Here is a 26,904-nt window from a genome sequence, read left to right on the forward strand (position 1 = left end):
AGGTGGCCGAGCGAAGCTCGGTCGGATGAGGGGTGTTCCAGGGAAAGCCGGCGTCTCACTCCGCTGGAGCACCCCTCATCCGTCTCGGCGCTACGCGCCGATCCACCTTCTCCCACAAGGGGAGAAGGAAACTGTCACGCAACCATCACGTTCACGTCCTAGACCGCTCGACGGGAACCGGCTCGCCGCATCGCCGATGCGCGTTCCTTCCAGGCCGCTCTGCTCGTCAAGAAGGGGATATCGATGAAACATTTCAACCGGACCGTCGCGCTCGGCGCGGCACTCGCCTTGTTCACTTCCCTGACCCCGGCGCTCGCCGACGGCGTCGCTTACGTCAACAAGGGGCTCGTCGGCATCGGCCGCATCCCGGCCAACCAGAAGGACAAGTTCGGCGAGACCTTCGGTTCAGGTTCCGGCATGGCGATCGATACCAAATCCTGGACGCGTGAAGGGGCCACCTACAGGGGTTCGCTCTGGTTGCTGCCGGACCGCGGCTACAATGTCGTCGGAACCACAGATTATCGCCCGCGCCTCAACACCATCTCGATCGAGCTGGCCCCGACCGCTCCTGGCGCAGCGCCCGCTGCCGGACAGGAACAGTCGGGCGTCAAAGCGACGCTCGCCGACACGATGCTTCTGACCGACGACAAGGGCGCCGACGCCACCGGCCTCGATCCGTTGAACGGCGTGCGCGCCGCCGCCGGCGACATGCCGATGCTGCCTGGGGCCAATGGCAAGCTGGCGCTCGATGACGAAGCGATCGTGCGGCTGCCGGACGGCACGATGTTCATCTCCGACGAATATGGTCCCAACATCTACCGCTTCTCGGCCGAAGGCCGTCTGATGTCGGCGACCCAACCGCCCGCGGCTCTGGTGCCGATGCGCCACGGCAAGCCGAACTTCGCGTCCGACAACCCGGGCCCGGGCGCTGCCGAGCCCGATCCGAAGGATCCCGAAACCGGCCGCCAGAACAACCAGGGCCTCGAAGGCATGTCGATGACGCCGGACGGCAGGTTCCTGATCGCCGTGCTGCAGTCGGCGCCCCGCCAGGACGGCGGCGATTCCGGCTCGACCCGCCAGAACACCCGCGCGCTGGTTTACGACGCTTCCGATCTCGCCCATCTCAAGCTGGCGCATGAATATGTCGTGCCGCTGCCGGTATTCAAGGATGCCAAGGGCAAGACCAAGGTGGCCGCTCAGAGCGAGATCGTCGCACTCTCCGACAAGAGCTTTCTGATGCTGGCGCGCGACTCAGGCAACGGCCAGGGCGTCAAGGGCGACGAGTCGCTCTATCGCAAGATCGAGATCGTCGACCTCTCCGCCGCCACCGATATCGCCAACGGACCGTTCGACGCCGCCGACAAGCCGGTCGCGCCGAAGGGCATGCTCGATGCGTCGGTGACGCCGGCCAAGCTCACCTCGTTCATCGACATCAACGACAAGGGCGAGCTCGGCCGTTTCGGCCTGCACAATGGCGCGCCGAACGACAAGGACAACCTCTCGGAGAAGTGGGAGGCTATGTCGCTGGCGCCGGTGCTCGATCCGAAGCTGCCCGACGACTATTTCCTGTTCGTCGCCAACGACAACGACTTTCTCACCCAGGACGGCTTCCAGGTCGGCGCTACGTACAAAGCCGAGGACGGCGCCGATGTCGACACCACCTTCCTGGTCTATCAGGTCACCCTGCCCGGCCTTTCTGGAAACACCACTCAGTAATGGGATGCGGTCGGCTGCCGCGGCAGCCGACCCTTTTCTGAAGGGATGCATGAGCATCGGGCCTGCGATAGCATCGCGGGCCTGATTCATTTTCGGTGCTGTCATGGATGACAAGAAGCCCGCCCGCCGGCGGACCGGCGACCTGACCAGCGGTCCCATTCCGCGCACGCTGCTTTTGTTCGCCCTGCCGGTGCTGGGCTCCAACGTGTTGCAGTCGCTCAACGGCTCGATCAACGCGGTCTGGGTCGGCCGCTTCCTCGGCGAGGCGGCGCTGACGGCGACCTCCAACGCCAATCTGGTGCTGTTCCTCATCCTCGGCACCGTCTTCGGCATCGGCATGGCGGCAACCATCCTGGTAGCGCAATCGGTCGGCGCCCACGACCTGCCCGAGGCGAAGCGCATCGTCGGGACCAGCGCCACCTTCTTCTTTCTGGTCTCGGTCGTGTTCGCCGTCTGCGGCTGGATCTGGGTCGACGCCATCCTGACCGGGCTCGGCACGCCGGCCGATGCCTTGCCTTTGGCGCGCGCCTATTTGCGCATCATCTTCGTCGCCGTGCCGATGATGAACCTTTTATCCTTCGTCATGACCGTGCTGCGCGGCGCCGGCGACTCGCGAACCCCGTTCGTCTTCATGGCGCTGGCGGTCGTGCTCGACGTCGTGCTCAATCCGCTGCTGATCCGCGGCATCGGCCCCTTTCCCGAGCTCGGCATTGCCGGCTCGGCAATGTCGACGCTTGTTGGCCAGACGGTGGGCGTGATCGCCATCCTGATTGTGCTTTATGTGCGCAAACATCCGCTGCGGCTGGCGGGCAGCGATCTCGCGCTGCTGCGGCCCGACCCGAAATTGCTGCGCATCGTCGTCTCCAAGGGCATCCCGATGGGGCTGCAGATGATCGTCATCTCGGCGGCGGCGTTGACCGTGATGGGCATCGTCAATTCCTACGGCTCCCAGGTAGCCGCCGCTTACGGCATCGCCGCGCAGCTCTGGACCTACATCCAGATGCCGGCTCTGGCGATCGGCGCCGCCGTCTCCTCGATGGCGGCGCAGAATGTCGGCGCCGGGCGCTGGGACCGCATCGGCAGGGTCGCGGCGTCGGGCGTCGGCTTCAACCTGGTGCTGACCGGCGCGCTGGTGGCGCTGCTTTTCATCTTCGACCGCGCGGTGCTCAGTCTCTTTCTCAGCACTGACAGCGCCGCGATCGACATCGCCGCCCACATAAACAAGGTGGCATCCTGGTCGTTCATCCTGTTCGGCGTCACGATCGTGCTGTTCGCCACGGTGCGCGCCACCGGCGCTGTCATGCCGCCGCTGATCATCCTGATCATCTCGGTGTTGATCATTCGCACCGGCTTTGCCTATTCCATGCGCAGCGTCATCGGCCAGGAGGCGCTGTGGTGGAGCTTTCCGGCAGGTTCGATCGCCTCGCTGGCGCTCGCCGCCGCCTATTACCGCTTCGGCCGCTGGCGCACGATGCACATGATCGAGGACCGGCCGGCGGCGGGCGAGCCGCCCGACACGGGCCTCGGCGTGCCGCGCCAGCGCGCGCAGCTCCTGCCGGAGACGCCGAACGGCTAAAATCCGCGACGACAGGAAAACGTGAAAATCCGCTACCGCGCGTATTTGGCGCCGAAGCCAAGCGCCACCAGCGAGAAGACGACGATCATACCGGCAAAGGCCAGGCTTGCGATGGTTGCGTTCGCCAGGCTCGACAGGATGCCGATGCCGATCACCGGCAGCGCGTTGCCGCAGAAGCAACAGATGAAGAAGGCCGAGACCACCTCGGCGCGGCGGTCGGCGGGCGCGATCTGATTCACCACTTGCAGGCCGCCGCGATAGCCGAGCGCCGCCGCCGCGCCGCAGAGCGCCGTCGCAACGATCATCAGGACCATCGAGGCATAGACCTGCGCCGCCACGATCAGCGCCACGGTCGGGATCATCAGCACCAGCGCGGCAAGCATGGTGGAGCGGCTGGAGAGCCATGTGGTGGCGACGATGGTGATGGCCGCCACAATCGACAGCTCGAAGAAAAGCCCGCCAGCCTCGGCATGATTGGTCACATGCACCTGCTGCGCCAGGATACTCGGCGCCAGCGCCGCGTAGAAGCCGACCAGCGCCATGGCGCCGAAGCCGGTCACCGCCGGCGCCACGAACTGCGCGCGGATATCGTCCGGAACCGAAAGCCGCGGCCGCAGCGAGACCTCGGAAAACCGTCCGGGCCTGGAGACGGTTTCCCGCGTGCGCCAGATCAGCAGGGTCACCAGCGCAAGCAGGACGAGATAGACGGCGAATGTCAGCCTGAGCGGCCAGGGCGCATATTGGGCGAGCAGCCCCGACATGAGTGCGCCGGCCCCGAGACCGACAAAGTTGGTGCTGGTGGCGATGACGGCGGCGCGCGACTTGTCCTTGCCTTCGATCAGCTCGGCCAGCCAGGCGGTGCCCGCCCCCGCGCCGACACCGATGCCGAGCCCGCTGAGAATACGGGCGATGTCGAGCCAGGCGAGGTTTTCGGCGAAGAGGAAAAACAACGCGCTGACCACGGCAACGCCCATCGCCGCTAGCGCGGCGGGGCGGCGGCCGACGACATCCGACAGGCGGCCGAAAAACAGCAACGCCGCCAGATTGCCGACCACATAGACGGCGTAAACCAGCGTCAGCGTGACCTGCGAGAAGCCGAAGGCCTGCTTGTAGATCACGTAAAGCGGCGTCAGCGCTGTGCTGCCAGCAAAAAGCGCGGCGATCATGGCGGCGACGACGGCCATTGCGGCGCCGCCGCCAAGCTCATTGTCACGCGTCATGGTTTGAGCGTAGCTGGTCATGGCAACCTCCGGGGGTTGCAAGCCCAACGCCTATATAATGGCGCTGTTCCAGCCACCGAATGTCCTCCTGACAATCCTGACAGGATGGTCTTGTGCGAAATCCTCGCGTAGCTTTTGTCGGCGACGAGGAGGAACCATGGGCAAGGGACGGGTCGAGGCATTCACCGATGGTGTCGTCGCCATCATCATCACCATCATGGTGCTGGAGCTGAAAGTGCCGCATGGCGAAGATTTCTCAGCGCTTCTGCCGCTGTGGCCGGTCTTCTTCTGCTATGTGCTGTCCTTCATCAATGTCGGCATCTACTGGAACAACCTGCACAACATGTTCCACACCGTGCAGCGGGTCGATGGACGCGTGCTGTGGGCCAACCTGAACCTTTTGTTCTGGCTGTCGCTGATGCCGGTGACCACCGCGTTCATGGGAGAGAACCACTTCGCGCCCGTACCGGTCGCCGTCTATGGCATCGACCTCGCGCTTTGCGCCGTCGCCTACACCATCCTGGTCCTCAAGCTGCGCCATCTGCACGGCGCCGACACGACTTTCGCCAAGGCCGTCGGCCGTGACAACAAAGGCAAGATCTCGCTGGCGCTCTATATCGCCGCAGTCCTGCTCAGCTTCCTCAACCAGTGGATAAGCGTGGCGATCTATGTGCTTGTAGCGACCATCTGGTTTGTGCCGGACAAGCGCTTCGAACGGTTGGTCGAGAAATAACGCTTACTTCCGCATGGTTTTCAGCTTTTCCGCCGCCGAGGCGGCAAGGTCGGCATAGCGCTCCTCCAGCCTCTCGGCCGCCTTGATGATCGGAAAGTCATGGCCGAATTTCTCCAGCGCCAGCCTTAGCTTCTCGGCGAAATCCGCCTGCTTCTCCAGCGCCGCAAACAGCGTCTTCACCTGCGTCTCGCTGATGTCGGGATTGGCGAGCATCTTCGGCACCTCGCGGCTCATCTGGTCGCCGTTGACGGTTTGCTCCTTCAGGATTCCGATCCAGTCGGTCAAATGCCGAACTCCTTTTTGGGACAACATGCGCGGCGTGCGCTGCGATGGTCAACCCGTTGCGGCTTTCGCCGTCAACCCGTTGCGGCTTTCGCCGTAATCACCGGACGAACCGGCCTTGCCTCGGCGGCGCCTGGCGTTAAGTTCGGCCCGACCCGAACAAGGATGGAACTCATGACCAGCGACGCCCAGATCCAGACCGCCCTGCCCGCCTTCGCCTCCGGCAATGTCGCCGTCATCACCGGCGGCGCCAGCGGCATCGGCCTTGCCGCCGCAAAACGGTTCGTGGCAATGGGCATGAAGGTGGTGCTTGCCGACATCGGCGGCATGCGCCTCGACCAAGCGAAGCAGGCGGTCGCCGCGATCGGCGGCGAGGATGCCGTCCTCCCAATCCCGACCGATGTCTCCAGGGCGGAAGAGGTCGACCGGCTCGCGGAGCTCGCTTACGGTGCCTTCGGTGCGGTGTCGGTGCTGATGAACAATGCCGGCGTCGGCAACAATCCGGGCAAGCCGTGGGAGAACCGCGACGCCTGGAAGCGGCTGCTGGACATCAATTTCTGGGGCGTCGTGCATGGCGTCGAAGCCTTCGCGCCGCGCATGCTCGCCGCCGGAAAGCCGGGCCTGATCATCAACACCGGGTCCAAGCAGGGCATCACCACGCCGCCCGGCAATCTCGCCTACAACGTCTCCAAGGCCGGCGTGAAGACCTTTACCGAAGGACTGGCGCATGCGCTGCGCAACGAGCCGGGAGCCAAGGTGTCGGCGCATCTGCTGATCCCGGGCTTCACCTATACCGGCCTGACCGAAGGCGCGACGGAAAAGCCCGCCGGCGCCTGGACCGGCGAACAGGTGATCGACTTCATGCTGACATCGCTGATGGAGGACGACTTCTACATACTCTGCCCGGACAACGAAGTGACGCGGCCGATCGACGAAAAGCGAATGGCCTGGGCGATGGGAGACATCATCGAGAACCGCCCTGCCCTGTCGCGCTGGCATCCCGATCACAAGGATGCCTTCGCGGCCTTCATGAACCGCTGACGGCCCTGTCAAGCCGCGGCTTTCTTCTTGGATGCGTTCTTCCCGGCCGCGGTCTTCTTTGTGGCCGCGCCGGCGGTCTTCGGCGCATGCCTGGTACCGTTCTTTCCGGCGACGGCCTTCTTGGCCGCCTTTTCGGCGATCTCGCTGTCATGCCGTTTTGCCGCCGCCTCGCATTTCGAGCGGATCTCCTCCACTTCTGACTCAGTCAGGTGTTCGATTCCGATGAAATGGTTATGGGCGCGGCTGACCCTGATCAGTTCGTCCAGCTTGGCCTGGATCGCCGCGCCATCGCGATTTTGCGTGTTCTGGATCAGGAACACCATCAGAAAGGTGATGATGGTGGTGCCGGTGTTGATGACCAATTGCCAGGTGTCCGAGAACCCGAAGAGCGGTCCACTCAACGCCCATACAACCACGATCGCCACACAGATGGCGAAGGTGGGCGGCAGCCCCGCCAGATGTGCCACCTGGTTGGCTATCCGCGTAAAAACCTTCTCGATCATGCAAGTCCCTCGAACCGTGGATGTGCTGGCATTTGCGAAGAAACAAGCTGCCGCCCGCTCCGGTTCCGCGGGATCGAATTTTGTGCCGACACGTGTACGCAATCGGCTACACGCAGAAAGCGCAGTTTCGCGAAAAAACACCTTATCCGTTTATTTGCAATAGTGCCGGTGCAGGCCGAAAGCCTGTTCCTTCCGCTTCACGGCGGTTTACCTCCAGCCCCTTCCGCTGCGCCACCCCCGCATGGCGGAAGGGGCATTTAGTTCCGAGAGTGGAAGGCACCGGTCAGTCAGCGCCGGTCATGTGTCCGACTGCGTTCTGCCCGTGTCGATGAGCGTTTCTTCCCAGCGATCGAGAAAGGCTTCGATCGGCATGGCCTGCATGTCGGGGATTGCGCTCGCCAGTTTCTCGGGCGGCCAGTCCCACCAGGCGAGGGCTTCGATGCGCGCAGCGACGGTGGCGGAGAACCGCCGGCGCAGCGGCTTTGCCGGAACGCCTGCGACGATCGTGTAGGGCGCGACGTCATGTGTCACCACCGCATTGGCGCCGATGACCGCGCCGTTGCCGATCGCGACACCCGGCATGATCACCGCGCCGTGTCCGATCCAGACATCATGGCCGATGCTGACCGATTTCGCTTGCCGTCGCGCGCGAAAAGCCGTGTCGACGCCCAGCCAGCGAAAATACTCGTTCGGCCGGTAGCTGACCTTGTGCTGTGTCAGCCGCTCGATCGGATGCTCGAGCGCGTTGATGCGGCTGTTCGCGGCGATCGAGCAGAACTTGCCGATCGTCGTGTAAATCGCCTCGCAATGGCGTTCGAAATAGGAAAAGTCGCCGACGCTCACCTCGCGCAGGATCACCCGCTCGCCGATCGAGGCATAGCGGCCAAGCTTGCATGCCTTCAGCTCCGCGGTCGGATGGATGCGCGGCTCGGGATCCTTGAGGACGAGGGTTTCAGGACGGTCCATGAGGGGGCTTTACGCCGGCGGGGACGGCCCTGCAAGCGCGGCCTGCCCCCGCCAAGCCTATCGCCTATTGCGGCTTGCCCTTGGCCCACACCACGTTCTGGCCGTAAAGCGGCACGGTCGTGACCGACATCTTCGCCGAGCCGTTCTGCACCTGGCGCGAATGCGACAGATAGATCAGCGTCTCGTTCTTCTTGTCGTAGATGCGGTTCACCACCTGCTTTTTCCAGATCAGGCTGAGGCCCTGCTTGAACACCTCCTCGCCGCCCTCGCCCATGTCGATGTCGCCGATGGTGATCGGCCCGGTCTGGCGGCAGGAGATCGACGAATCGGAAGGATCCTCGAACCAGTTGCCCTTATGCAGCCGGTCGATGATGCTGCGGTCGAAATAGGCGACATGGCAGGTGACGCCGTCGACCTTCGGGTCCTTGATCGCATCGACCATGATGTCGTTGCCGACCCAGTCGACACCCACTTTACCCACTTCGTCAGCCATGGCCGCGCCGGCGCTCAGGGCAAGACAGGCGGCGAACAAGCCGATCAGTTTTCGCAAGGAAACCTCCTCGGTTCAGTTTGCCGACGTCAGGTGGGACAGGATCGTGGCGTTTGCAAGCCGATCGGCCCGCCCGGCGGCTTGCGGCAACGCGACATCTTTGCGCGCCCGGCGCCGACCCGCTAAGACTGTCGCCGAACTGGCTTCCAGCCAAAGCAACGGACATTCACTGATGATGCGCTCAATCCTGGTCGGCATTCTCGTCCTGATGGCGGCGGGCATCGGCTGGCTGACATTCGACTGGTACCGGGGCCACTATGGCGGCGAGCCCTTCGGCGCGCCCTTCACGCTGGTCGACCACAAAGGCGCGCCGATCACCGAAGCCGCCTTCAGGGGACACCCCAGCGTCGTGTTCTTCGGCTTCACCCATTGCCCTGAAGTCTGCCCGACGACACTGTTTGAGCTCGCCGGCTGGCTGAAGACGATGGGCGACAGCGGCAAGGACCTCAGCGCCTATTTCGTCACCGTCGATCCGGAACGCGACACGCCGGAGACGATGAACACCTATGTCAGCAACTTCTCCGACCGGATCACCGGCATCACCGGCGAGCCGGACAAGGTGCATGCCATGGCCAAGGCCTTCGGTATCTATTGGAAGAAGGTCGACACTGGCGACGGCGACTACACGATGGACCACACGGCCTCGGTGCTGCTGCTCAACGCCAATGGCGATTTCGCCGGCACCATCGCCTATGGGGAGAGCGCCGACACCGCGATAGCCAAGCTGAAGCGGCTGGCTGCGGGTGGGCAAACCTGATCCCGAACCGAAGGTCAGCGACCGCAAAAAGTAGGAACCGGTTTTCGGAAAAGATCATGTTCAAACAAGAATCTTTCTGATGGGGCAAACCAGACTCCATCTTACCGCCAACAAGATTGAAGCCGACCGCATCTTCGCGGCGCTGGACGCAGCGTTCGAGGATGACGGCCTGCCGATCGCCGTGCTGGAGCTCGACGAGGAAAAAGATATCCATGAAGTGTCGCTCTATGCCGATGGCGACATCGATCCCATCGAGGCGCGGGTCAGGGATGTCCTCGCCGGTCTCGGCCTGCCGAAGGCGATCGAGCGCGAGGTCCTTCCCGACGTCGACTGGGTGTCGCGCTCGCTGAAAGGCTTGAAGCCGGTCCGCGCCGGACGCTTCTTCGTCCACGGCTCGCATGACCGGGCCAAGCGTCGCAGTGGCGACCTCGCCATCGAGATCGAGGCGGGCCTTGCCTTCGGCACCGGGCACCACGGCACCACCGCCGGCTGCCTCGAAGTGCTGGAGCAGGTGGTGCTGCGCGAGCGGCCGCGCAACGCGCTCGACCTCGGCACCGGCAGCGCCGTGCTCGCCATCGCGCTGGCCAAGCTCGCGCATATCCCGGTGCTGGCGACCGACATCGATCCGGTCGCCGTCCGCGTCGCCGCCGCCAATGCCCGCCTCAATCACGTCAAGGCGCTGGTCGAGACGGTGACGGCGCCCGGCTTCCATCATCCGATCTTCGCCAGGCGCGCACCTTTCGACCTCATCGTCGCCAACATCCTGGCCCGGCCGCTGATGCGGCTCGCGCCCGAAATGGCCAAGCACATCAGTCTCGGCGGCTCGCTGGTGCTCTCCGGCATCCTCGACCGGCAGCGCGACGCGGTGATCTCGGCCTATGTCGGCCAAGCCTTCCGCCACGTGCGCACCTTGCATCGCGAGGGCTGGGTGACCATCCACCTCAAGCGCTGAGGCCGGGTTGCATCCAGCCGATCTGGCCCTGCCGAAATCGATTCCGATTTCCGGGGTCATGCGCTACGCTCGCAACAGCATCGAAGAGAGGCCAAAAATGTTCCAGACCTTTGATTCCGCTGGTGATCCTGCCGTCGGTAAGCCGCGTGTGGCGCAGCTGCGGCAATGGCTGGCTGAGAATGGTTTGGATGGCTTCCTTGTTCCCCGCGCGGACGAGCACCAGGGCGAATATGTCGCCGACCGCTCGGCGCGGCTGAAGTGGCTGACCGGCTTTTCCGGTTCGGCCGGCGTCGCGATCGTGCTGCGCGACCGCGCATTCATCTTCGTCGACGGCCGCTACACGCTGCAGGTGCGGGGCGAGGTGGACCTGTCGATCTTCACCGTCGAAAGCCTTGTCGACAATCCGCCGGCCAGCTGGATCAAGGACAATCTCGGCAAGGGCGCAAGGCTCGGCTTCGACCCCTGGCTGCACACGATCGGCGAGATCAAGGCGCTGAAGGCATCGGCCGAGCAATCCGGCGCGACATTGGTGCCGCTCGACAGGAATCCCATCGACATCATCTGGACGGATCAGCCGGACCCGCCGCGCGCGCCTGTCGAGATCCATCCGCAGAATCTTGCCGGCGAGCTCGCCAAGGACAAGCTCAAGCGGCTGGCGGGCGCGATCGAAAAGGACGGCGCCACCCATGCGGTGCTGACCGATCCGTCCTCGATAGCCTGGGCCTTCAACATCCGTGGCGGCGACGTGCCGCATACGCCGCTGGCGCTCGGCTTCGCCATCCTCGCCGCCGATAGCAAGCATCAGTTGTTCATGGACCAGCGTAAATTCCCGCGCCAGGTCGCAGCCTATCTCACCCAGCTTGCCGATCCGCATGATCCGGGCGAGTTCGAAGCCGCCATCGTCGCGCTAGCCAAGGACGGCGCCAAGATCGCGCTCGATCCGGTGCTGGCGGCGGAGAAGCTCCGCATGCTGATCGAGGACAATGGCGGCACGGTCGTCTTGGCGGCCGACCCGGCGCGTATCCCCCGCGCGACCAAGAACCAGGCCGAGATCGCCGGCAGCCGCGCCGCGCATCGCCGCGACGGCGCCGCGGTCGCCAGGCTGCTGTGCTGGCTCGACCGCCAGAAGCCCGGCACGCTGGACGAAATCGCCGTCGTCACCAAGCTTGAGGAGGTGCGCCGGCAGACCGGCGAGGAAACGCAGATGCCGCTGCGCGACGTCTCCTTCGACACGATTTCCGGCGCCGGCCCGAACGGCGCGATCATGCACTACCGCGTCTCGCGCGCCACCAGCCGCAAGCTTGAGAGCGGCGAGCTGTTCCTGCTCGATTCCGGCGGCCAGTATCAGGACGGCACGACCGACATCACCCGCACCGTGCCGATCGGCCAGCCGAGCGAGGAGATGCGCGAGCGCTTCACCCTCGTGCTGAAGGGCATGATCGGCATCTCGACGCTGCGTTTCCCCGCCGGCACGCGCGGTTCGGAGATCGACGCCGTTGCCCGCGTGGCGCTATGGAAGCATGGCTGCGACTTCGCCCACGGCACCGGCCACGGTGTCGGCTCCTACCTCGCCGTGCATGAAGGGCCGCAGCGCATCGCCCGCACCGGCACAGAAAAGCTGCTTGCCGGCATGATGCTGTCCAACGAACCGGGCTACTACAAGGAAGGCGCCTACGGCATCCGCATCGAGAACCTGATCCTGGTCACGCCGGCGGAGCAGATCGAGGGCGGCGACATCGCCATGCACGGCTTCGAGACGCTGACGCTGGCGCCGATCGACAAGCGGCTCATCCGCACCGATCTGTTGCACCGGGACGAATTGCAGTGGCTCGACCGCTATCATGCCCGGGTGCTGGCCGAGATCGGCCCGATGGTCGACGGCGAAACGCTGGCCTGGCTGGAGAAGGCGACAGCACCGCTGCCGCACGATGCGAAGATTTGAGGTGAGCTTCTGTCTCCCGGTTCGACGGCTACGCCATGCACACATCTTCTGTGACTGGCGCGACTGATCAGGCCGAAGCCTTGATTGCCACGTGGTTCCCCCAATCCGTCGCTGCTTCGCAGCGCCACCTTTCCCCCCTCCGGAGGGAAAGGAAGGGAGCCTTGCTGGACGAGCGTTGGCGGCAAAAAGCTCGGCGCCCTTCCTCTCCCCCGTCGATCGGGGGAGAGGTGGCTCGGCGAAGCCGAGACGGAGTGGAGGTCGACCAGCGCAGCGTAAGACAATGCATGCGCCAAGCTGCTATGCACGCTATCGTCCAAAGACCAGCCGCTTGGGAAATGTGTGCATCCCCTAGCGCTCCACAGCGAGAAATGCCCAGTTCATCCTCCGAAGCTGCTGCGGAGGACGGGCAGGACAATGAGGGGCAGCGCCAGCCATTCAGGATGGAAAGCTATCCAACGAACTGCCTCGCCAGAATCAGGACAGCGGCCCCAGCCAGAAACATCGCCATCAGGCCGCCGCGCAGCGACACCAGCACGGTGACGATCAGCGCCGCCCACTCAGCGGGCCCGGCATGCAGCAGCTCGGGCGCCACCAAGGTCGTCAGCACCGCGGCCGGCACGGCGTTGAGCCCAGCTTCGACGCGCGGATGGATGGTCTCAAAGCGCGAGATGACGAGGTGGCCGCCGACGCGGGTCAGATAGGTGGCGACGGCGCCGGCCAGGATGATCCAGAAGGTCGTGCTCATGGCCGCTTGCCCACGCCGCTGTGATGCGGCGGCAGGATCGCCGCCAGGACGATGCCGGCGACCGCGCCGATCGAGACATGCCAGGGCGAGCCGACAGTTCTGTAGGCGATGATCGAGGCGACGGCGCTGGCGGCGACGACGGGCGCCCAGAGCGGCCGTTTGCGAAAGCCGAGCACCAGGCCCAGGAAATAGATCGGCAAAAGGAAATCGATGCCCAGCGCATGCGTGTCGGGGATCAGCTTGCCGAACACCGCACCCAATCCGCTTTCGATAACCCAGAACACATAGACCGGCAGGCCTAGCCCCAGATACCAGACGAAGCCGACGGGACGGCCGGACTCCGCCCTCGCCTCGGCGATGGCGAATTGCGGATCCGTCAGGATGAAATAGCCGAGCGCCTGCTGCAGCACCGGCCAATGCGCGATGCGCCTGCCGATGCCGGCCGAATAGAGCACGTGGCGAAAGTTCACCGCGAAGATCGACAGCACAATCAGCCATGGCGCGACATGCTGGCCGAACAGTTCGATGCCGACCATCTGGCTGGCGCCGCCATAGATCATGGCGCTCATCAGGAAGGCTTCGAGGACGGAAAACCCATTGTCGACGGCGATCGTGCCGAACAGGATCGCGAACGGCGCGGAGGCGACGACCACCGGCATTGAAAGCCGCACGCCGTCCCAGAAATCGCCGCCCGTTCTGCCTTCAGAGATTGCTTCCGCTGCCATGCGCCGCTCCTCGTGCATGTCGCCCAGAAGTGCGCAGCGGTTCTGGGACAACGACATGCATCAACAAAAGACTTAAAGCGCGTCGCCTGGATTCGTTCAGCGCGACGCGCTTTAAGAGCGGGTTGATTTAGAGAGCGTCGCCTCCAATGTCACACCAATTCGCTTGACCCAGCGATCAGCGGAACTGATCGCCGGGTTGCGAAACGTTGGAATCTTTAGGCAGCTCAGCTGACGAAATAGCGCTGCCACTCGAAGTCCGTGATGTGCGAGGCCTGCCAGGCATCGAAGGCCGCCTGCTCGGCGCGGCGGCTTTCGGCGTAGTTGTCGCGGAACGCTTCGCCGAACGCCTCGGCGCAGAAATCGGATGCGGCGAAGGCTTCAATAGAAGCATTCAGCGTGCGCGGCAGCTTCGGCTTGTCGAGATTGGCGAGGTTGCTCGTCACCGACGCCTCGAGCGGTAAATCCTTCTCGATGCCTTCGCAGCCGGCCGCCAGGATCGCGGCGATCGAGAGATAGGGATTGACGTCGGCGCCAGGCGCCCGGTGCTCGAACCGGCACGCGGCATCGTTTGGCGTGGTGATGGCGCGGATCGGCGCGGTGCGGTTCTCGAAGCCCCAGGCGACGTCTTCCGGCGACCACGCGCCGCGATCGAAGCGGCGGTAGGAGTTGACCGTCGGCCGGAAGAAAATATGGGTCTCCTGCATGCGGTTGAGCACGCCGGCGAGGAATTTCTCGCCGACCGGCGTCAGCCGGTTCGGTCCAGCCGCGAAGGCCGGCTTGCCGTCCCGCCACAGGCTGACATGATGGTGCGCGCCGCAGGCGCTTTCCTTGCCCGGCGGCTGGAAGCGCGTCATGAAGGTCGCCACCAAGCCACGCTCGGCGCACAGCTCGCGCAGATGCAGCTTGGCGCGCATCGCGGCATCCGCCGCCGCCAACGCGCTCTTCGGCGTCAGCGCGTATTCATACATGCCGTAGCCATATTCGGTGACCAGCGAGGCGACGCCGATGTCGATGCTCTTCATGCGCGTAATGAACTCGGCGGCGAAATCCTGGTATTCGCCACTGCGCACGAGGTCGTAGTTGATCAGCGAATGGCCCCATGGCTTCAGCTCGCGATAACGGCCGGCGCGCATCAGATCATGGTCGGCGTGGAAAATGCCGAACTCGTATTCGAGCGCGAATTTCGGCTCATAGCCAAGCGCCCTCGCGCGCTCCTCGACGCGCGCCAGAACGCCGCGGGGATCATACGGGCAGATCGAGCCGTCCAGCATGTAGGAGCGCGTGATGGCGGAGGCGAATTTCGGCTTCCAGCCATGCTGCACCACTGTGTCCGGATCGATGATACCCTTGATATTAGGAAAGCCGTTCTCCTCATTGGCGCTCGGCGAGGCGAAGGCGACGTCGCCCATCGGCTGGCCGTCGCCATGCGTGACGCAATAGAGGATGGCATTGATCGACTCACCGGCTGTGGAGAGCTTCAGCGGCGCGATCTTGGAGCGTACGACGCCCGACGTGTCGACCGTATGCACCTCGACGAATTCGACGCCGCGCGATGCAAGCTCGGCCTGCAGCGCCTCGAGCTTCGGCGCATACGCCGCCACCCTGTCCTCAAATTCCACGTTCAACCTCCACCAGGAAAAGCTATTTGGCGCTGCGCCGCAAAAGAAGCGAGAGCAGCTCGTCGAGCTCGTGCCGTCCGCTGATGCCGCTCGGCCGGAACGCCATGCAAAGCACGATGACAACGCCGAGCGCCACGCCCGACAGGCCGAGCAGCTGCGGCATCTGGATACCCGCGACCGTCACGCCGGACTCAATGCTGCGGATGAATTCCAGCCCGATCGAAAGCACGATGACGCCGGTGACCGCCCCAGTCACCGTTGCCATGCCGCCGAGGATCAGCATCGCCAGCGTGTTGAAGATCATCTGGAAATAGAACAGTTTTGGGCTGATCGTGCCGGCGAAATAGGCGTAGAGCACGCCGGCGAGCCCGCAGATCAGCGCCGACAGCACCCATGACATGAGCCGCAGTTTCTTCGCATCGATGCCGAGCGCAGCCGCAGCCTGAGGGCTCTGCGCGCTGGCCCGCAGCTGCAAGCCCCAGCGGCTGTCCTTGAACAGTCGCGCCGCCACGATCGCCATCACCGCGAAGACCAGCATCCACGGCAGGCCGACCACTTTCGGAATGCCGAAGAAAGCCTGGTTGCCCTTGAACAGATTGGTCCAGTTGAGGAAAACCGAATGGACGATGATCAGCAGCGCCAGGCTGACGATGGTCGCAGCGACCCCCGACAGCCGGCTGATCACCTTGCCGCTGACCAGCGCCACGATGCCGACCACCAAGAGCGCAATGAGCGCCGACGAAACCGGATCGAGCTCCAGCGTCGCAAAGCCGAACGGCGCGTTGGGGATCGACAGCTTCTTCATGGCAAGCGGCGTCGACAGGATGGCGACGCTATAGGCGCCGAGCCCGACAAAGGCGCTGTGGCCGAGATTGGCGATGTTGGAATTGCCCATGAACACTTGCAGGCCGACCACGACGATCAGGTTTACGAAGGCGCCGAGTGCGAGGAAGGTGTAGTAGGTCGGCGCGAAGTTCAGCACCAGGAGCCCGATCGCCAGCACCGGCAGCGCTGTCACCAGCCCGCCGATCAGCGAGCGGAGGATCGCGTTGCCGGGCTGCGCGGTGGCGGCCGGGGCCGCCATCTTTTCGACCGCTTGCGAGAGTTCGGAGCCTGCCACGTCAGATCTCCCGCCCTAAATCTCTTTGTCGCCGAGTTCGATGCGCTGGCCGAGCAGGCCTTCCGGCCGGTAGACGAGCAGCGCGACGATGATGGCGTAGGTGAGCGCGTCCCGGAAGCCCGCATATTCCTGCGGCAGCGCGACGAGCAGGCCGACTTCGATGAAGCCGAGCAGCATGCCGCCGACCGCAGCACCCGGCAGCGAGCCGAAGCCGCCGATGACGCAGGCGACAAAGGCCTTCAGCACCAGGCCGAAGCCGAGATCGGGTGAGACGCTGCCGCGCCGCGCCAGGATGAAGACGGCGGCGATGCCCGCCAGCGCGCCCGAAATCGCAAACGCCGTGGCAATCACCCGGTTTGCCTTGATCCCCATCAGCCGCACGGTGGCGAAGTCGCGCGCGGCAGCGCGAATGGCGAGCCCGAGCGTCGAGCGGTTGAGGAAGAGCACGAGCGCAAGGATGGTCAGGCCCGACACGATCAGTTCCATCACTTGCAGCGAGGAGACGGCGAAGGGGCCGAAGAACCACATCTGGTTCAAGCCGTTGAGGATCGAGACCGACTGCGGCTTTGGCGAGACCAAAAGCATGAAAAGGTTCTGCACCACGATCGACACGCCGAAGGCGGTGAGCAGCCCGGTGGTGGTAGGCGCATAGCGCACCGGCCGGAAGGCGACGCGTTCGAACACCACCGCCGCCAGCGCCGCCATGCCGACGGCAAGCGGCACCGCGACGAAGGGCGAGGTCAGCCCGAGCGCGGCAGCCAGGAACACGCTGTAGGCCGAGACCCCGATGATCTCGCCATGGGCGAAATTCACCAGCCCCATGATCGAGAAGACGACGGCGAGCCCGAGCGCCACCAGGGAATATTCCGCACCGAAGGCGAGCGCGTTGAGGAGTTGCTGCAAGGCGTAATCCATCGCCGCCTACCCGCCGATATAAAGGTTGAACAGGCCGTGCTCGTCGGCGAGCCTGGCCGGCGGTCCGGCATAGCGCAGCGTGCCCGAGCTCACGACATAGACGCGGTCGGCGAAGCGCAGCGCCTGCTTGGCGTTCTGCTCGACCACCAGCAGCGTCAGCCCTTGCGCCTTGAGTTCGCCGATGAAATCGAAGATGCGCGCTACGATCTTGGGCGCGAGCCCGAGCGACGGCTCGTCGAGCAGCAGCAGCTTCGGCCGCGACATCAGCGAACGGGCGATCGCCAGCATCTGCTGCTCGCCCCCCGAAAGCGTGCCGGCCGCCTGGCCGAAGCGTTCGGACAGCACCGGGAACAGCGACAGGAACCGCTCGATGTCCTGGCGCACGCCGGCGGGGTCGCGCCTTGTCGCGGCTCCTAGCCGCAGGTTTTCGCCGACGCTCAGGTTGGAGAAGATGTGCCGGCCTTCCGGCGTCGCGGTCAGTCCGCCGCGGATGCGGTCCTCGGTGCGGACATGCGAGATGTCCTTGCCGTCGAGCACGATGCGGCCCGAAGCCGGCGTCACCAGACCGGTCAGCGTGTTAATGGTCGAGCTCTTGCCGGCGCCGTTGGGCCCGAGCAGGGCGACAAGCTCGCCCTGCCCGACCTCGAGCGACAACTCACGCACCGCCGTGACGGCGCCATAGCGCACGACAAGCTTCTCGACCTTCAGCACGTGTTCCCGGCCCCGCTTAGTTCAGCGCCGGAACGAAGGTCGGCGGCGTGTCGGTGATCAGCACTCGCTTGCCGTCGGCAAAGCCCATCACCGGCACAGCTTTGACCGGATAGCCCTTCTTCTCGGCGAAGGAGATCGTCGGCGCCGTGGTGCCCGGATAGCCGCCAGGCGCGCGGATCGCCTCGCGTAAGGCGGCGGGGTCGACGGTGTCGGCCTTTTTCGCCGCTTCGTAGCTGATCTGCACCATGTCGGCGCCGAGCGCGTCGAAGATGCCGTTGATCTTGTAGCCATCGGCCTTGCACTGGGCGAGGAACTTGTCGATCGGGCCGTCGACGCCGGTCGCGCCATGGGTCGCGAACATCACCTTTTCCAGCGACTTCGGATCGCCGACCGTGCCTTCCAGCGACTTGTCGTCGAAGGCATCGCAGCCCGCCACCCACCCCTCGTAGCCGTTGGCGCGCAATTGCCGGATCAGGATGCCGACATCGGGCAGCACTGCGCAGATATGGATCGCGTCCGGCTTCTGTGGCAACGCCTTGATCGAGGCGATCTGCGGGGACCAGTCGGTGGTGCCGTAGGAATAGTTGAATTTGCCGACCACCTTGCCACCGAGATGCTCGAACACCTCGCCGAACCACTCCGGCAGCTTCTCCGAGTAGGACCCGGCATCGGGTGACACCATCAGCGCGACGGTCCGCGCGCCTTTGCCGTAAAGCGCGTTGGCGGTGGCCGAGGCATTGATCGGATCGGGCACCGCGCCGGCGATGAAGTTGTCGAGCCCAGCCTGCTGCATCTCGAGCTGCGTGTTCGGCGCCGAGAACACGGTGGCGCCATAAGGCTGCGCGGTCTGCGCCATCGGGATCAGCGCATCGGGAAACGGCACGCCGGTGATCACCTGCGCGCCGGCATCGAGGAATTTCTGGCCGAGCGAGACCGAAAGCTGCGGATCGGAGCGGTTGTCCTCGATCATCAGCTCGACCTTGGGATCGTTCGCGCTTGCGGCCTTGTTCAGCCTGTCGGCCATGCAGCGCGCGCCCTCGGCCTCGCTATAGGGCGCGTAGGCGCCGGTCATGGCGACCGCAAGCCCGATCTTCAGATCGGCGGCGCCTGCATGCCCGGCCTGCAGCAGTCCCGCGGTCAGCACCGCGGCTCCCAGCAAAATCTTTTCCATTCTACCCCTCCTTCCTCTCATTGCGGTTGTTCTTCCGGGCCTTCAGGACGTCTCTGACTGCCCGACATAGACCTCAATGACGCGCGGATCGCGCCACACGTCTTCCGTCTCGCCCGAAGCGATCACCTGGCCCTGGTCCATCACGCAAAGCCGGTCGCAGAGCCGGTTGATGAAGCGCAGGTCGTGATCGATGACGATGGTCGCGCAGCCGACGTCGCGGCGAATGCCTTCGATGGCGATGGCCAGCGTCTCCGACTCGGCCTCGTTGAGACCGGCGGCCGGTTCGTCGAGCAACAACAGCGACGGCCCAAGCGCCAGCGCGCGTGCGATCTCGAGCCGGCGCTGGCTGCCATAGGGCAGCGTTCCGGCCGGGCTGTCGGCGAAGCCTGCGAGCTCATATTGCTGCAGAAGCTGATCGACGCCGATGCGCATGGCGGCATCGGGGCGCACGGCCCGACAAGTGATATGCGCGACCTCGACATTCTGCCGTACAGTCAGGTCCTTGAATAATCTGATGGTCTGGAAGGTGCGGCCGACCCCTGCCCGCGCGCAATGCTCTGGGCTGCGGCCGGTGATCTCTTCGCCCGCGAGGCGCACGCTGCCGCTGTCCGGCTTGAGCACGCCCGAAATGGCGTTGACGAGGGTGGATTTGCCGGCGCCGTTCGGACCGATGAGACCGAGGATCTCGCCCGCTTCGCAGGTCAGCGAGGCGCTGCGCAACGCCTGCACGCCGCCGAATGTCTTGCTGACTGCCCCAACCGATAGCATCGGTCATCTCTCCCATTCCCGCCGCTGGCTGTTCTCCTGTCGGCCGGTCAAAAGGATGCTAGTCCCCCGACTTTTCCATAACAAGTATTTTTTTCCATTCTAGAAAAATTCTTGAGCGGAAGGACTGGGGCCCGTCGGTCAGACGCCTGCTCCCGGCGGCAGCCCGTCGCGCGGCACCGTGTTCGACATCAGCATGATGACGGGCTCGTCGCCGAGCGCCACATAGGCGTGCTGCATTTCGCCGTCGAACAGGATGCTGTCGCCGGGCTGCAGGACGGTCGGGTCGTAGTGGAGCGTGTGGAGCTGCAGGCTGCCGCTTAGCACATGGATGAACTCCTCACCCGAATGGCTGCGCCAGCCGCCGTTTTCCTCGAAGGTTCTGGCGCGCAGCGTCACGCGCCAGAAAATATTGGTCTTGTCGCGGAAATCGCTGCACAAGACCTCGAATTCCATAGCGTTGCCTTCGTGCAGGATGCCGCTGCCGGCGCGCGTGATCGAGCGGCGCGCCTGCGGCCCGGGCTTCGGGCTGAACAGGAAGGAGGCCACCGGCACGTGCAGCACGCCGGCAATCATCAGCGCGATGTCGACGGTCAGCCTGGCCTTGCCGTTCTCCAGCTTCGAGAGCTGGGACACGGAAAGGCCGGAGCGCTCGCTGAGATCGCGCAAGGTGATGTTCTGCTGCTTGCGCGCGTCGCGGATCTTGCTGCCCACATTGCCTTGCATCGTCCACGCCCTTGGCTGCCGTGTTTCCAATTCGACAAGCTCTAGCGTTCCGATATTTGAGCGTCCAGCCTTCAGACGGCTACGGCTGATTGCGGCCATAGGGATATCGCGACGGTGGCAAAGGCAGCCTCCAGGAGGTGGCTGACGCGTTCGAAAGTTTCCGGATCGGCAAGCAAGTCGTTGCGCAGCTCGAGGTAGAGGCAGGGCCGGCCCTGCTGCAGCCCGTGCCGGTTCAAGGTGTAGCCGACAGCCTGGCGCCAGTCGTAAGGTTCATTATCGCCGATTCTGAAGCCTGCTTCCGGGCCTTGGGCCCTGAGCGTTTTCAGCACCGAGGCGACGAAGGGCGACTGTTCCCGCCACAGCACGCCGATATCCACATTGCGCTTCACGCCGCCCATCACCGGCGTGAAGGAGTGAACCGAGATCAGCGCCCGCCTGCCGGCAGCGGCTTCGATGATTGCCCGTTCGACCGGCGCCCAGGCGACGAGCTTGCGCAGCCTCGCATCCGCCGCGTCCACAGCGAGATTGCCCGGCACCGGGATGCCGCCGAGGTCGGGACGCATGAAGTCCCACTCCTCGGCGGGGCGGTTATAGTCGAGGAACAGCCGTGAATAGCGCGCGATCACCGCCGGCGCCCGCAGCGTTCGCGAGAGCCGGCGCGTCAGCGCGCCGACGCCGATGTCCACCGCGAAATGCGTGCCGAGATAAGGCTCCGCCAGGCCAAGGTCGCGCCACGGCGCCGGCACGACGTTGCCGGCATGCTCGGCAATCAGAAGATAGGGGCTGGCCGCATCCGGCAGCAATCGTTCCACCCCGGCCGCGGCAAGCGCCGCGACGGCCTCGTCGCCAAGCTTTTCAAGGTCCCGCACGACCGGATGCCGCTGGCGGTCAGGCGATGACGGAGCGGACATGATAAGCCTTCGCCGCCGTCGCCTCGATGAGGCCGGCGCGCCCGTTGGCGCGGCCAAGACCGGAATTCTTGATGCCGCCCCAGGGCAGATAAAGGTCGGCGTGATCGCATCGGTTGAGATAGACGGTGCCGGCCTCGACTTCGTCGAGCAAGGCCACGCCGCGTTCGACATCGCGCGTCCAGATCGAGGCGCTGAGGCCGTAGTCGCTGTCGTTCATCAGGCCGATCGCCTCGTCGTCGCCGCCGACGGCCTGGACGCAGGCCACCGGCCCGAACAGCTCGTCGCGCATGATCGGCATGCTGTGGTCGACGCCGGTCAGCACCTCCGGCGCGACATAGGCGGTCCCGAGGCTTGCCGCCTTGCGCGCGCCATCCTGCGGCATCAGGCGCTTCGCCCCTGCTCGCACCGCGCCTTCGGTCAGGTCGCGGATGGTGTCGGCCGCGACCGCGCGCACCACCGGGCCGACCATCGGCTTTTCAGCGATCGGATGGCCGATCGACCACTTCGCCGTCTCGGCGACCAGCGCCTCGACGAAACGGTCGTGAATCAGGCCGTCGACATAGATTCGCTCCACCGAGCAGCAGGACTGGCCGGCGTTGGAATAGGTGCCCTCTGCGATCAGCGGAACCGCCGCCTCGAGGTCGGCGTCGGAGCGCACATAGGTCGGATCCTTGCCGCCAAGCTCGAGATGGACCTGGGTGAAGTTGCCGGCCGCCGCCGCATGCACGCGCCGGCCGCCATTGACCGAACCGATGAAATTGACGGCGTTGAAGATGCCGGAAGCGATCAGCCGCTCCGCATCCGGATGGTCGAGGTGCAGACACTGGAAGACCCCTTCCGGCCCGCCGGCCGCGCGAAAAGCCTCCTCGGCGAGCTCCGCGATCAGCGGCGTCTGCGGCGAATGCTTGAAGATCACCACATTGCCCGCGGCAAGCGGCGACGTGACCAGATAGCCGAGCATGGCGGTCGGGTAGTTCCAGGCGCAGATCGAAAGATGTAGGCCGCCGGCCACCGGCTTGGCATAGCGGCGGATGTTCTCGTCCGACGGATAGGGCGTGTCGGCCAGCGTCTCGGGCGCGGCACCGGCAAGCAATTCGCCGATCAGCGCCAAGCGCGGCGTCTCGTCGGCTTGCCATAAGGGCCTGCCGATCTGCCACGCCACCGCCTCGGCCAGCGGAGCGGCGCGCGCCTTCATCTCCTCGCCGAAGCGCAGAAGGATCGCCAGGCGCTCGGCCAGCGGCGTGCGCCGCCAGCCCGGCAGCGCCGCGCGAGCGCGGGCGACGGCCGCCTCGATCGCGGCCCCGTCCGCATAGTTGCGCTGGGCATAGATCGAGCCGTCGACAGGAGAGGTCACCGAGAAGGTCCGCGCGCCGGAATGCAGGGTCATGGTCTTGGAATCCACCCAAAAGGAAGCTGTCAGCCACGGCACGATATCGTGATTTTCTATTTTGGCAAATTTTTTCGAATACGGCTTGATGGATTTTTTGTCGGCCCCTATTGTCCCGCCATCGCGCCTTGGCGCAGAGATAGCGCCGCGCCTTGCAGCAAGAACCGAAGGGAAATGAATGGTCGTCTATGATTTCACGGGCCGGCATGCGGTCGTCACCGGAGCTGGCGGCGGGATGGGCGAAGCGATCGCGCTGGCGCTGCTCGATGCCGGCGCCTCCGTCACCGCCATCGACATCAAGCCGCGTCCGGCCTCCCTCGCCTCGTATGACGACCGGCTCACCTTCGCCCAGGGCGATTTGACCGACGCGGCCTTCGTAGAACGGACCATCGGTGCGGCGGGCCGCGAGCGTGGCGGCATCGACTATCTCGCCAATGTCGCCGGCGTATTGTGGTTCGGCCGCGACAAATCGGCGCTCGAAATGGACCTCGATGTCTGGGATCAGGTCTTCAACATCAACTTGAAATCCTTCGTGCACACCGCACGCGCGGTCGTTCCGCAGATGCGCGCCGGCGGCCGCGGCGGCGCCATGGTGCATTTCTCGACCATTCAGTGGTATCGCGGCGACCCGAAGCCTCAGGATGCCTATCAGGCCTCGAAGGCAGGCGTCTGCGCGCTGTCGAAGTCGCTTGCCATGCAGCTTGCCGGCGACGGCATCCGCTCCAACGCGATCTGCCCCGGCATGGCGCTGACGCCGCTGCAGGCGCGCTGGGACACCGAAGAAAAGCGCGCCGCCGTGGCGAATTATACGCCGCTCGGCCGCATCGGCACGCCGCAGGACATGGCAAACGCCGCGCTCTTCCTGCTCTCGGACGCCGCGAGCTATATCACCGGCATAGAGCTTGCCGTCGACGGCGGCCTGCTGATGCGGATGTAAGCCCGGCGACAGCCGGAGGCGGCGTCAGGCCGCGACAGCCGTCCCCTGGATCGCCCGGCCCCAGTCGAGCAGCGGCTTGGCGCCAAGCGTGAAGCCGACGAGATCGTCGACCAGCGCCGGCGAATGGATCGTCGCCGGATCGAGGTCGTGCCGGACCACGAAATGCCGGTTGCGCACCGCCTCGGCGAGATCCTCGTCACCGACATCCTCGAAACCGCGCGGCACCCGCTTCAGGCGGTCTTCCGCATCGAGCGCGAGGCCGGCCTTCTTGAGCGATGCGACCATGCCGCGGAACGCGGCCGGCTTGGTCACGATGGCCTTGCGCATCGCCTGCAGCAGTTCCGGCGCCGGCTGCCACCAGGCCACACCGGCAAAGCAGCGCTCCAGACCGATATGCACATAGAAGACCCCCTGCTCCATCTTGGTGCCGTCGGGCGACAGAATCGCCGAGAGATGCCGGTTGTAGGGCCGCTTGTCCTTGGAAAAGCGCACGTCGCGATTGATGCGGAACAGCGATTTCTTGCGGTCGCCGCGCAAGCCGAGCTTGGCCGCCTCGAAACGCTCTGTGAGCGTCTCGACCAGATCGCAGAACGGCCCATGCAGCTCGCTGTCGTAAAGGTCGCGGTTTTCCTGGAACCACTCACGGCTCTGGTGGAAGTCGAGCGCCTTCAGGAACGGAATGGCCTTCGGCCCAAAACCCTTGAACGCGCCAGTCATTAGCCGCCCCTGCCGATGCGCTGCAGCCAGGTATCCTCGTCGATCACCTCGATGCCGAGATCGCTCGCAACTTTCAGCTTCGAGCCGGCGCCGGGACCCGCCACCACCAGGTCGGTCTTGGCCGAAACCGAGCCCGCGACCTTGGCGCCGAGCCGCTCCGCCATCGCCTTGGCTTCCGAGCGCGTCATCTTTTCCAGCGAGCCGGTGAACACCACCGTCTTGCCCGAGACTTCGCTGCCGGCCGAGATTTCCATGACGTAGGGTTTCGGATGAACCTGCGCCAGCAAGGCGTCCAGCACGTCGTCATTGCGCTCATTGCCGAAGAAGTCGCGCAACGCGTTGATCACCGTATCGCCGATGCCGTTGATCGACGGGAAGACGCTGTGCGGATCCCCGGCCTTCGCCGTCTCCTTGCCGATACGGATCAGCTCCTCGATGGTCGAGAATTGGCGGGCAAGCACGGCCGCCGTCGTCTCGCCGATATGGCGGATGCCGAGCGCGAAGATGAAACGGTCGAGCTCCGGCTCGCGGCGCGCGTCGATGGCCGAAAACAACTTGTCGAGACCTTCATAATTACGCTCCTCGACGCTGCGAACATTCTTGCGCGCCTTGCCCGAGGCTTCCTCGCGCAGCCGCGCCTGCTCCTCCCGTCGCTCGGCCAGCGCCCTGGTGACGGCGGGCCTTCGGTCCTTCAGCGTGAAGATATCGGCGGCGGTCTTCACCAGCCCCGAATTGAAGAACAGGTCGATGTTTTCGGCACCGAGGCCTTCGATGTCGAGCGCGCCGCGCGACACGAAGTGACGCAGCCTTTCGACCGCCTGCGCGGCGCAGATCATCTCGCCGGTGCAGCGCCGCCGCGAATCCTCCTTGCCCGTCTTCTCGTTGATCTCGCGCGTCGCCGGCGAGCCGCAGACCGGGCAGGTATGCGGGAATTCATAGGGCACCGCGCCAGCGGGCCGCTTATCGATGACGACGCTGACGATCTGCGGGATGACATCCCCTGCCCGCTGGATGACCACCGTGTCGCCGATACGCACGTCGATGCCGTCGCGGATCGGCTGGCCGTTGCTGTCGAAGCCCTTGATATAGTCTTCGTTGTGCAGCGTGACATTCTCGACCACCACGCCGCCAACCGTGACCGGCGCAAGCCGCGCCACCGGCGCCAGCGTGCCGGTACGGCCGACCTGGATGTCGATCCTCTCGACGGTCGTCATCGCCTGCTCGGCCGGGAATTTGTGGGCGACCGCCCAGCGCGGCTCGCCGGTGACGAAACCCCAGCGGCGCTGCAGCTCGAGCTGGTCGACCTTGTAGACGACGCCGTCTATGTCGTAGCCGAGCGAGGAGCGCTGCTCCTCGATGCGGTGGTAATGCGCGATCAAGTCGTCGATCGACTTCGCCCGCACCATCAGCGGACTGACCTTGAAGCCCCATTCCTTGAACTTCTGTACGGAATCGAACTGCGTCGGCGCTGGGTCCGCTGTCGTATAGCCCCAGGCATAGGCGAAGAATTTCAGATTGCGGCTGGCGGTGACCGATGGATCCTTCTGGCGCAGCGACCCTGCAGCCGTGTTGCGCGGATTGACATAATCCTGGCCGCCGACCGCCGCTGAACGCTGCTTCAAAGCCTCGAATTCGGCATAGGTCATGTAGACCTCGCCGCGGATCTCGATGATTTCCGGCCAGCCCGAACCCTGCAGCTTCTTAGGAATGTCGGCAATCGTTTTCAAATTGGCGGTGATGTCCTCGCCGACCGTGCCGTCGCCACGCGTCGCGCCCTGCACGAACACGCCGTTCTCGTAGCGCAACGAGGCCGACAGCCCGTCGATCTTCGGTTCGGCGGTGAAGGCGATGTCGAGCTCCTTGTCGCGGTCGAAGAAGCGCCTTCCGCGCTCGATGAAATCGGCGACGTCCTGGTCGGTATAGGCCTTGGCGAGGCTCAGCATCGGCACCGCGTGCCGCACCTTGGTAAAGCCCTCCGCGGGCGGGGCGCCGACCCGCCGCGTCGGCGAATCCTCGCGCACGAGATCGGGGAAGCGCTCTTCGATGGCGAGGTTGCGCCGGCGCAGCGCATCGTACTCGGCATCGGTGATCGTCGGCGCGTCCTCGGTGTGATAACGCCGGTCATGCTCGGCAATCTCCGCCGCCAGTTGTTTCAGCTCATCCGCGGCTTCGCCTTCGCTCAACGAATCGACGGGTTTTTCCGACATGCATCAGTCC

25 protein-coding genes and 1 pseudogene are annotated in these 26,904 nt (G+C 64.9%); 8 read left to right on the plus strand and 18 right to left on the minus strand.

The annotated features are described in order from the left end of the window. Window positions 1–243: 243 nt before the first annotated feature. Window positions 244–1,716: an esterase-like activity of phytase family protein gene (locus LB535_RS16195; protein ID WP_224632918.1), complete on the plus strand. Its 1,473-nt coding sequence runs from the start codon at window positions 244–246 to the stop codon at window positions 1,714–1,716. A gap of 103 nt (window positions 1,717–1,819) precedes the next feature. Beyond that, window positions 1,820–3,292 (plus strand): MATE family efflux transporter, encoded by a 1,473-nt coding sequence (locus LB535_RS16200; protein ID WP_224632919.1) that lies wholly within the window; start codon window positions 1,820–1,822, stop codon window positions 3,290–3,292. A gap of 32 nt (window positions 3,293–3,324) precedes the next feature. On the opposite strand, the gene LB535_RS16205 is transcribed toward LB535_RS16200, so the two are convergent. Next, entirely contained in the window at window positions 3,325–4,533 is a 1,209-nt protein-coding gene (locus LB535_RS16205; RefSeq protein WP_224632920.1) for an MFS transporter, read from the minus strand. A 136-nt stretch (window positions 4,534–4,669) separates the two neighbouring features. Between LB535_RS16205 and LB535_RS16210 the strand changes: the two genes are divergently transcribed. Beyond that, on the plus strand, window positions 4,670–5,245 hold the full coding sequence (locus LB535_RS16210; RefSeq protein ID WP_140839754.1) for a TMEM175 family protein: 576 nt from the start codon (window positions 4,670–4,672) through the stop codon (window positions 5,243–5,245). A 3-nt stretch (window positions 5,246–5,248) separates the two neighbouring features. Here LB535_RS16210 and LB535_RS16215 read toward each other — a convergent pair whose 3' ends face one another. Beyond that, window positions 5,249–5,530: a hypothetical protein gene (locus tag LB535_RS16215; protein WP_140626825.1), complete on the minus strand. Its 282-nt coding sequence runs from the start codon at window positions 5,528–5,530 to the stop codon at window positions 5,249–5,251. Window positions 5,531–5,701: 171 nt separating this feature from the next. Here LB535_RS16215 and LB535_RS16220 point away from each other — a divergent pair, with 171 nt between their 5' ends. Next, complete coding sequence (locus tag LB535_RS16220; RefSeq protein WP_224626217.1) at window positions 5,702–6,568, plus strand: SDR family NAD(P)-dependent oxidoreductase; 867 nt, start codon at window positions 5,702–5,704, stop codon at window positions 6,566–6,568. A gap of 8 nt (window positions 6,569–6,576) precedes the next feature. Here the strand turns inward: LB535_RS16220 and LB535_RS16225 are convergent, their stop codons facing one another. The 3 genes from LB535_RS16225 to LB535_RS16235 all read right to left on the minus strand — a co-directional run bounded on the left by LB535_RS16225 (window position 6,577) and on the right by LB535_RS16235 (window position 8,530). Next, window positions 6,577–7,071 carry a low affinity iron permease family protein gene (locus LB535_RS16225; RefSeq protein ID WP_224522895.1) on the minus strand — a complete coding sequence of 165 codons (495 nt, stop codon included), beginning with the start codon at window positions 7,069–7,071 and terminating at the stop codon, window positions 6,577–6,579. Between the two features lie 297 nt (window positions 7,072–7,368). After that, window positions 7,369–8,037 carry a DapH/DapD/GlmU-related protein gene (locus LB535_RS16230; RefSeq protein WP_224632921.1) on the minus strand — a complete coding sequence of 223 codons (669 nt, stop codon included), beginning with the start codon at window positions 8,035–8,037 and terminating at the stop codon, window positions 7,369–7,371. Between the two features lie 64 nt (window positions 8,038–8,101). Continuing rightward, window positions 8,102–8,530: a CreA family protein gene (locus LB535_RS16235; RefSeq protein ID WP_224549666.1), complete on the minus strand. Its 429-nt coding sequence runs from the start codon at window positions 8,528–8,530 to the stop codon at window positions 8,102–8,104. Between the two features lie 229 nt (window positions 8,531–8,759). Here LB535_RS16235 and LB535_RS16240 point away from each other — a divergent pair, with 229 nt between their 5' ends. From LB535_RS16240 to LB535_RS16250, 3 genes are all read left to right on the plus strand, one after another. Then, complete coding sequence (locus tag LB535_RS16240; RefSeq protein ID WP_224600803.1) at window positions 8,760–9,344, plus strand: SCO family protein; 585 nt, start codon at window positions 8,760–8,762, stop codon at window positions 9,342–9,344. Between the two features lie 79 nt (window positions 9,345–9,423). Beyond that, entirely contained in the window at window positions 9,424–10,296 is an 873-nt protein-coding gene (locus LB535_RS16245) for a 50S ribosomal protein L11 methyltransferase (protein WP_224632922.1), read from the plus strand. 97 nt (window positions 10,297–10,393) lie between these two features. Then, complete coding sequence (locus LB535_RS16250; protein ID WP_224632923.1) at window positions 10,394–12,238, plus strand: aminopeptidase P family protein; 1,845 nt, start codon at window positions 10,394–10,396, stop codon at window positions 12,236–12,238. Between the two features lie 448 nt (window positions 12,239–12,686). On the opposite strand, the gene LB535_RS16255 is transcribed toward LB535_RS16250, so the two are convergent. From LB535_RS16255 to LB535_RS16305, 11 genes and pseudogenes are all read right to left on the minus strand, one after another. Beyond that, the gene (locus tag LB535_RS16255) at window positions 12,687–12,983 is read right to left on the minus strand and encodes an AzlD family protein (protein ID WP_140806929.1); all 297 of its coding nucleotides are present in this window, start codon (window positions 12,981–12,983) and stop codon (window positions 12,687–12,689) included. Further along, a complete protein-coding gene (locus LB535_RS16260) occupies window positions 12,980–13,708 on the minus strand; it encodes an AzlC family ABC transporter permease (protein ID WP_224632924.1) in 729 nt (242 codons plus the stop codon). The genes LB535_RS16255 and LB535_RS16260 overlap by 4 nt, the downstream gene beginning before the upstream one ends. Before the next feature lie 224 nt (window positions 13,709–13,932). Further along, a complete protein-coding gene (locus LB535_RS16265; protein ID WP_224632925.1) occupies window positions 13,933–15,327 on the minus strand; it encodes a glutamine synthetase family protein in 1,395 nt (464 codons plus the stop codon). A gap of 22 nt (window positions 15,328–15,349) precedes the next feature. Next, a complete protein-coding gene (locus LB535_RS16270) occupies window positions 15,350–16,447 on the minus strand; it encodes a branched-chain amino acid ABC transporter permease (protein WP_224632926.1) in 1,098 nt (365 codons plus the stop codon). A gap of 15 nt (window positions 16,448–16,462) precedes the next feature. Beyond that, complete coding sequence (locus LB535_RS16275) at window positions 16,463–17,362, minus strand: branched-chain amino acid ABC transporter permease (protein ID WP_224632927.1); 900 nt, start codon at window positions 17,360–17,362, stop codon at window positions 16,463–16,465. A gap of 6 nt (window positions 17,363–17,368) precedes the next feature. After that, a complete protein-coding gene (locus LB535_RS16280) occupies window positions 17,369–18,073 on the minus strand; it encodes an ABC transporter ATP-binding protein (protein ID WP_224632928.1) in 705 nt (234 codons plus the stop codon). Between the two features lie 16 nt (window positions 18,074–18,089). Next, window positions 18,090–19,244: an ABC transporter substrate-binding protein gene (locus LB535_RS16285; RefSeq protein ID WP_224632929.1), complete on the minus strand. Its 1,155-nt coding sequence runs from the start codon at window positions 19,242–19,244 to the stop codon at window positions 18,090–18,092. A gap of 42 nt (window positions 19,245–19,286) precedes the next feature. Further along, window positions 19,287–19,952, minus strand: a pseudogene (locus LB535_RS16290) (ABC transporter ATP-binding protein); the annotation flags it as partial. Window positions 19,953–20,150: 198 nt separating this feature from the next. Then, window positions 20,151–20,735 (minus strand): helix-turn-helix domain-containing protein, encoded by a 585-nt coding sequence (locus LB535_RS16295; RefSeq protein ID WP_224632931.1) that lies wholly within the window; start codon window positions 20,733–20,735, stop codon window positions 20,151–20,153. Window positions 20,736–20,806: 71 nt separating this feature from the next. Beyond that, window positions 20,807–21,646, minus strand: coding sequence for an N-formylglutamate amidohydrolase (locus LB535_RS16300; protein WP_224632932.1), 840 nt, complete (start codon window positions 21,644–21,646; stop codon window positions 20,807–20,809). After that, the gene (locus LB535_RS16305; RefSeq protein WP_224632933.1) at window positions 21,624–23,033 is read right to left on the minus strand and encodes an aldehyde dehydrogenase family protein; all 1,410 of its coding nucleotides are present in this window, start codon (window positions 23,031–23,033) and stop codon (window positions 21,624–21,626) included. Before LB535_RS16305 ends, LB535_RS16300 begins: the two co-directional genes overlap by 23 nt. 178 nt (window positions 23,034–23,211) lie before the next feature. On the opposite strand from LB535_RS16305, the gene LB535_RS16310 reads away from it, so the two are divergent. Further along, the gene (locus LB535_RS16310; protein ID WP_095769006.1) at window positions 23,212–23,970 is read left to right on the plus strand and encodes an SDR family NAD(P)-dependent oxidoreductase; all 759 of its coding nucleotides are present in this window, start codon (window positions 23,212–23,214) and stop codon (window positions 23,968–23,970) included. Between the two features lie 24 nt (window positions 23,971–23,994). On the opposite strand, the gene LB535_RS16315 is transcribed toward LB535_RS16310, so the two are convergent. Both LB535_RS16315 and ligA read right to left on the minus strand, forming a co-directional pair. Then, the gene (locus tag LB535_RS16315) at window positions 23,995–24,687 is read right to left on the minus strand and encodes a DUF2461 domain-containing protein (RefSeq protein WP_224632934.1); all 693 of its coding nucleotides are present in this window, start codon (window positions 24,685–24,687) and stop codon (window positions 23,995–23,997) included. Continuing rightward, window positions 24,687–26,894 carry an NAD-dependent DNA ligase LigA gene (gene ligA / locus LB535_RS16320; RefSeq protein ID WP_224632935.1) on the minus strand — a complete coding sequence of 736 codons (2,208 nt, stop codon included), beginning with the start codon at window positions 26,892–26,894 and terminating at the stop codon, window positions 24,687–24,689. The genes LB535_RS16315 and ligA overlap by 1 nt, the downstream gene beginning before the upstream one ends. Between the last annotated feature and the right edge of the window lie 10 nt (window positions 26,895–26,904).

The organism is Mesorhizobium sp. CA10 (assembly GCF_020165285.1).
In the GTDB taxonomy this organism is placed as follows: Bacteria; Pseudomonadota; Alphaproteobacteria; order Rhizobiales; family Rhizobiaceae; genus Mesorhizobium.

Bases quoted from the DNA above. Each gene is read 5' to 3' on its own strand.
- LB535_RS16195 (WP_224632918.1), top strand. From the start codon at position 244: ATGAAACATTTCAACCGGACCGTCGCGCTCGGCGCGGCACTCGCCTTG.
- LB535_RS16200 (WP_224632919.1), top strand. From the start codon at position 1,820: ATGGATGACAAGAAGCCCGCCCGCCGGCGGACCGGCGACCTGACCAGC.
- LB535_RS16205 (WP_224632920.1), bottom strand. From the start codon at position 4,533: ATGACCAGCTACGCTCAAACCATGACGCGTGACAATGAGCTTGGCGGC.
- LB535_RS16210 (WP_140839754.1), top strand. From the start codon at position 4,670: ATGGGCAAGGGACGGGTCGAGGCATTCACCGATGGTGTCGTCGCCATC.
- LB535_RS16220 (WP_224626217.1), top strand. From the start codon at position 5,702: ATGACCAGCGACGCCCAGATCCAGACCGCCCTGCCCGCCTTCGCCTCC.
- LB535_RS16225 (WP_224522895.1), bottom strand. From the start codon at position 7,071: ATGATCGAGAAGGTTTTTACGCGGATAGCCAACCAGGTGGCACATCTG.
- LB535_RS16230 (WP_224632921.1), bottom strand. From the start codon at position 8,037: ATGGACCGTCCTGAAACCCTCGTCCTCAAGGATCCCGAGCCGCGCATC.
- LB535_RS16235 (WP_224549666.1), bottom strand. From the start codon at position 8,530: ATGGCTGACGAAGTGGGTAAAGTGGGTGTCGACTGGGTCGGCAACGAC.
- LB535_RS16240 (WP_224600803.1), top strand. From the start codon at position 8,760: ATGATGCGCTCAATCCTGGTCGGCATTCTCGTCCTGATGGCGGCGGGC.
- LB535_RS16245 (WP_224632922.1), top strand. From the start codon at position 9,424: ATGGGGCAAACCAGACTCCATCTTACCGCCAACAAGATTGAAGCCGAC.
- LB535_RS16250 (WP_224632923.1), top strand. From the start codon at position 10,394: ATGTTCCAGACCTTTGATTCCGCTGGTGATCCTGCCGTCGGTAAGCCG.
- LB535_RS16255 (WP_140806929.1), bottom strand. From the start codon at position 12,983: ATGAGCACGACCTTCTGGATCATCCTGGCCGGCGCCGTCGCCACCTAT.
- LB535_RS16260 (WP_224632924.1), bottom strand. From the start codon at position 13,708: ATGGCAGCGGAAGCAATCTCTGAAGGCAGAACGGGCGGCGATTTCTGG.
- LB535_RS16275 (WP_224632927.1), bottom strand. From the start codon at position 17,362: ATGGATTACGCCTTGCAGCAACTCCTCAACGCGCTCGCCTTCGGTGCG.
- LB535_RS16285 (WP_224632929.1), bottom strand. From the start codon at position 19,244: ATGGAAAAGATTTTGCTGGGAGCCGCGGTGCTGACCGCGGGACTGCTG.
- LB535_RS16295 (WP_224632931.1), bottom strand. From the start codon at position 20,735: ATGCAAGGCAATGTGGGCAGCAAGATCCGCGACGCGCGCAAGCAGCAG.
- LB535_RS16300 (WP_224632932.1), bottom strand. From the start codon at position 21,646: ATGTCCGCTCCGTCATCGCCTGACCGCCAGCGGCATCCGGTCGTGCGG.
- LB535_RS16305 (WP_224632933.1), bottom strand. From the start codon at position 23,033: ATGACCCTGCATTCCGGCGCGCGGACCTTCTCGGTGACCTCTCCTGTC.
- LB535_RS16310 (WP_095769006.1), top strand. From the start codon at position 23,212: ATGGTCGTCTATGATTTCACGGGCCGGCATGCGGTCGTCACCGGAGCT.
- LB535_RS16315 (WP_224632934.1), bottom strand. From the start codon at position 24,687: ATGACTGGCGCGTTCAAGGGTTTTGGGCCGAAGGCCATTCCGTTCCTG.
- ligA (WP_224632935.1), bottom strand. From the start codon at position 26,894: ATGTCGGAAAAACCCGTCGATTCGTTGAGCGAAGGCGAAGCCGCGGAT.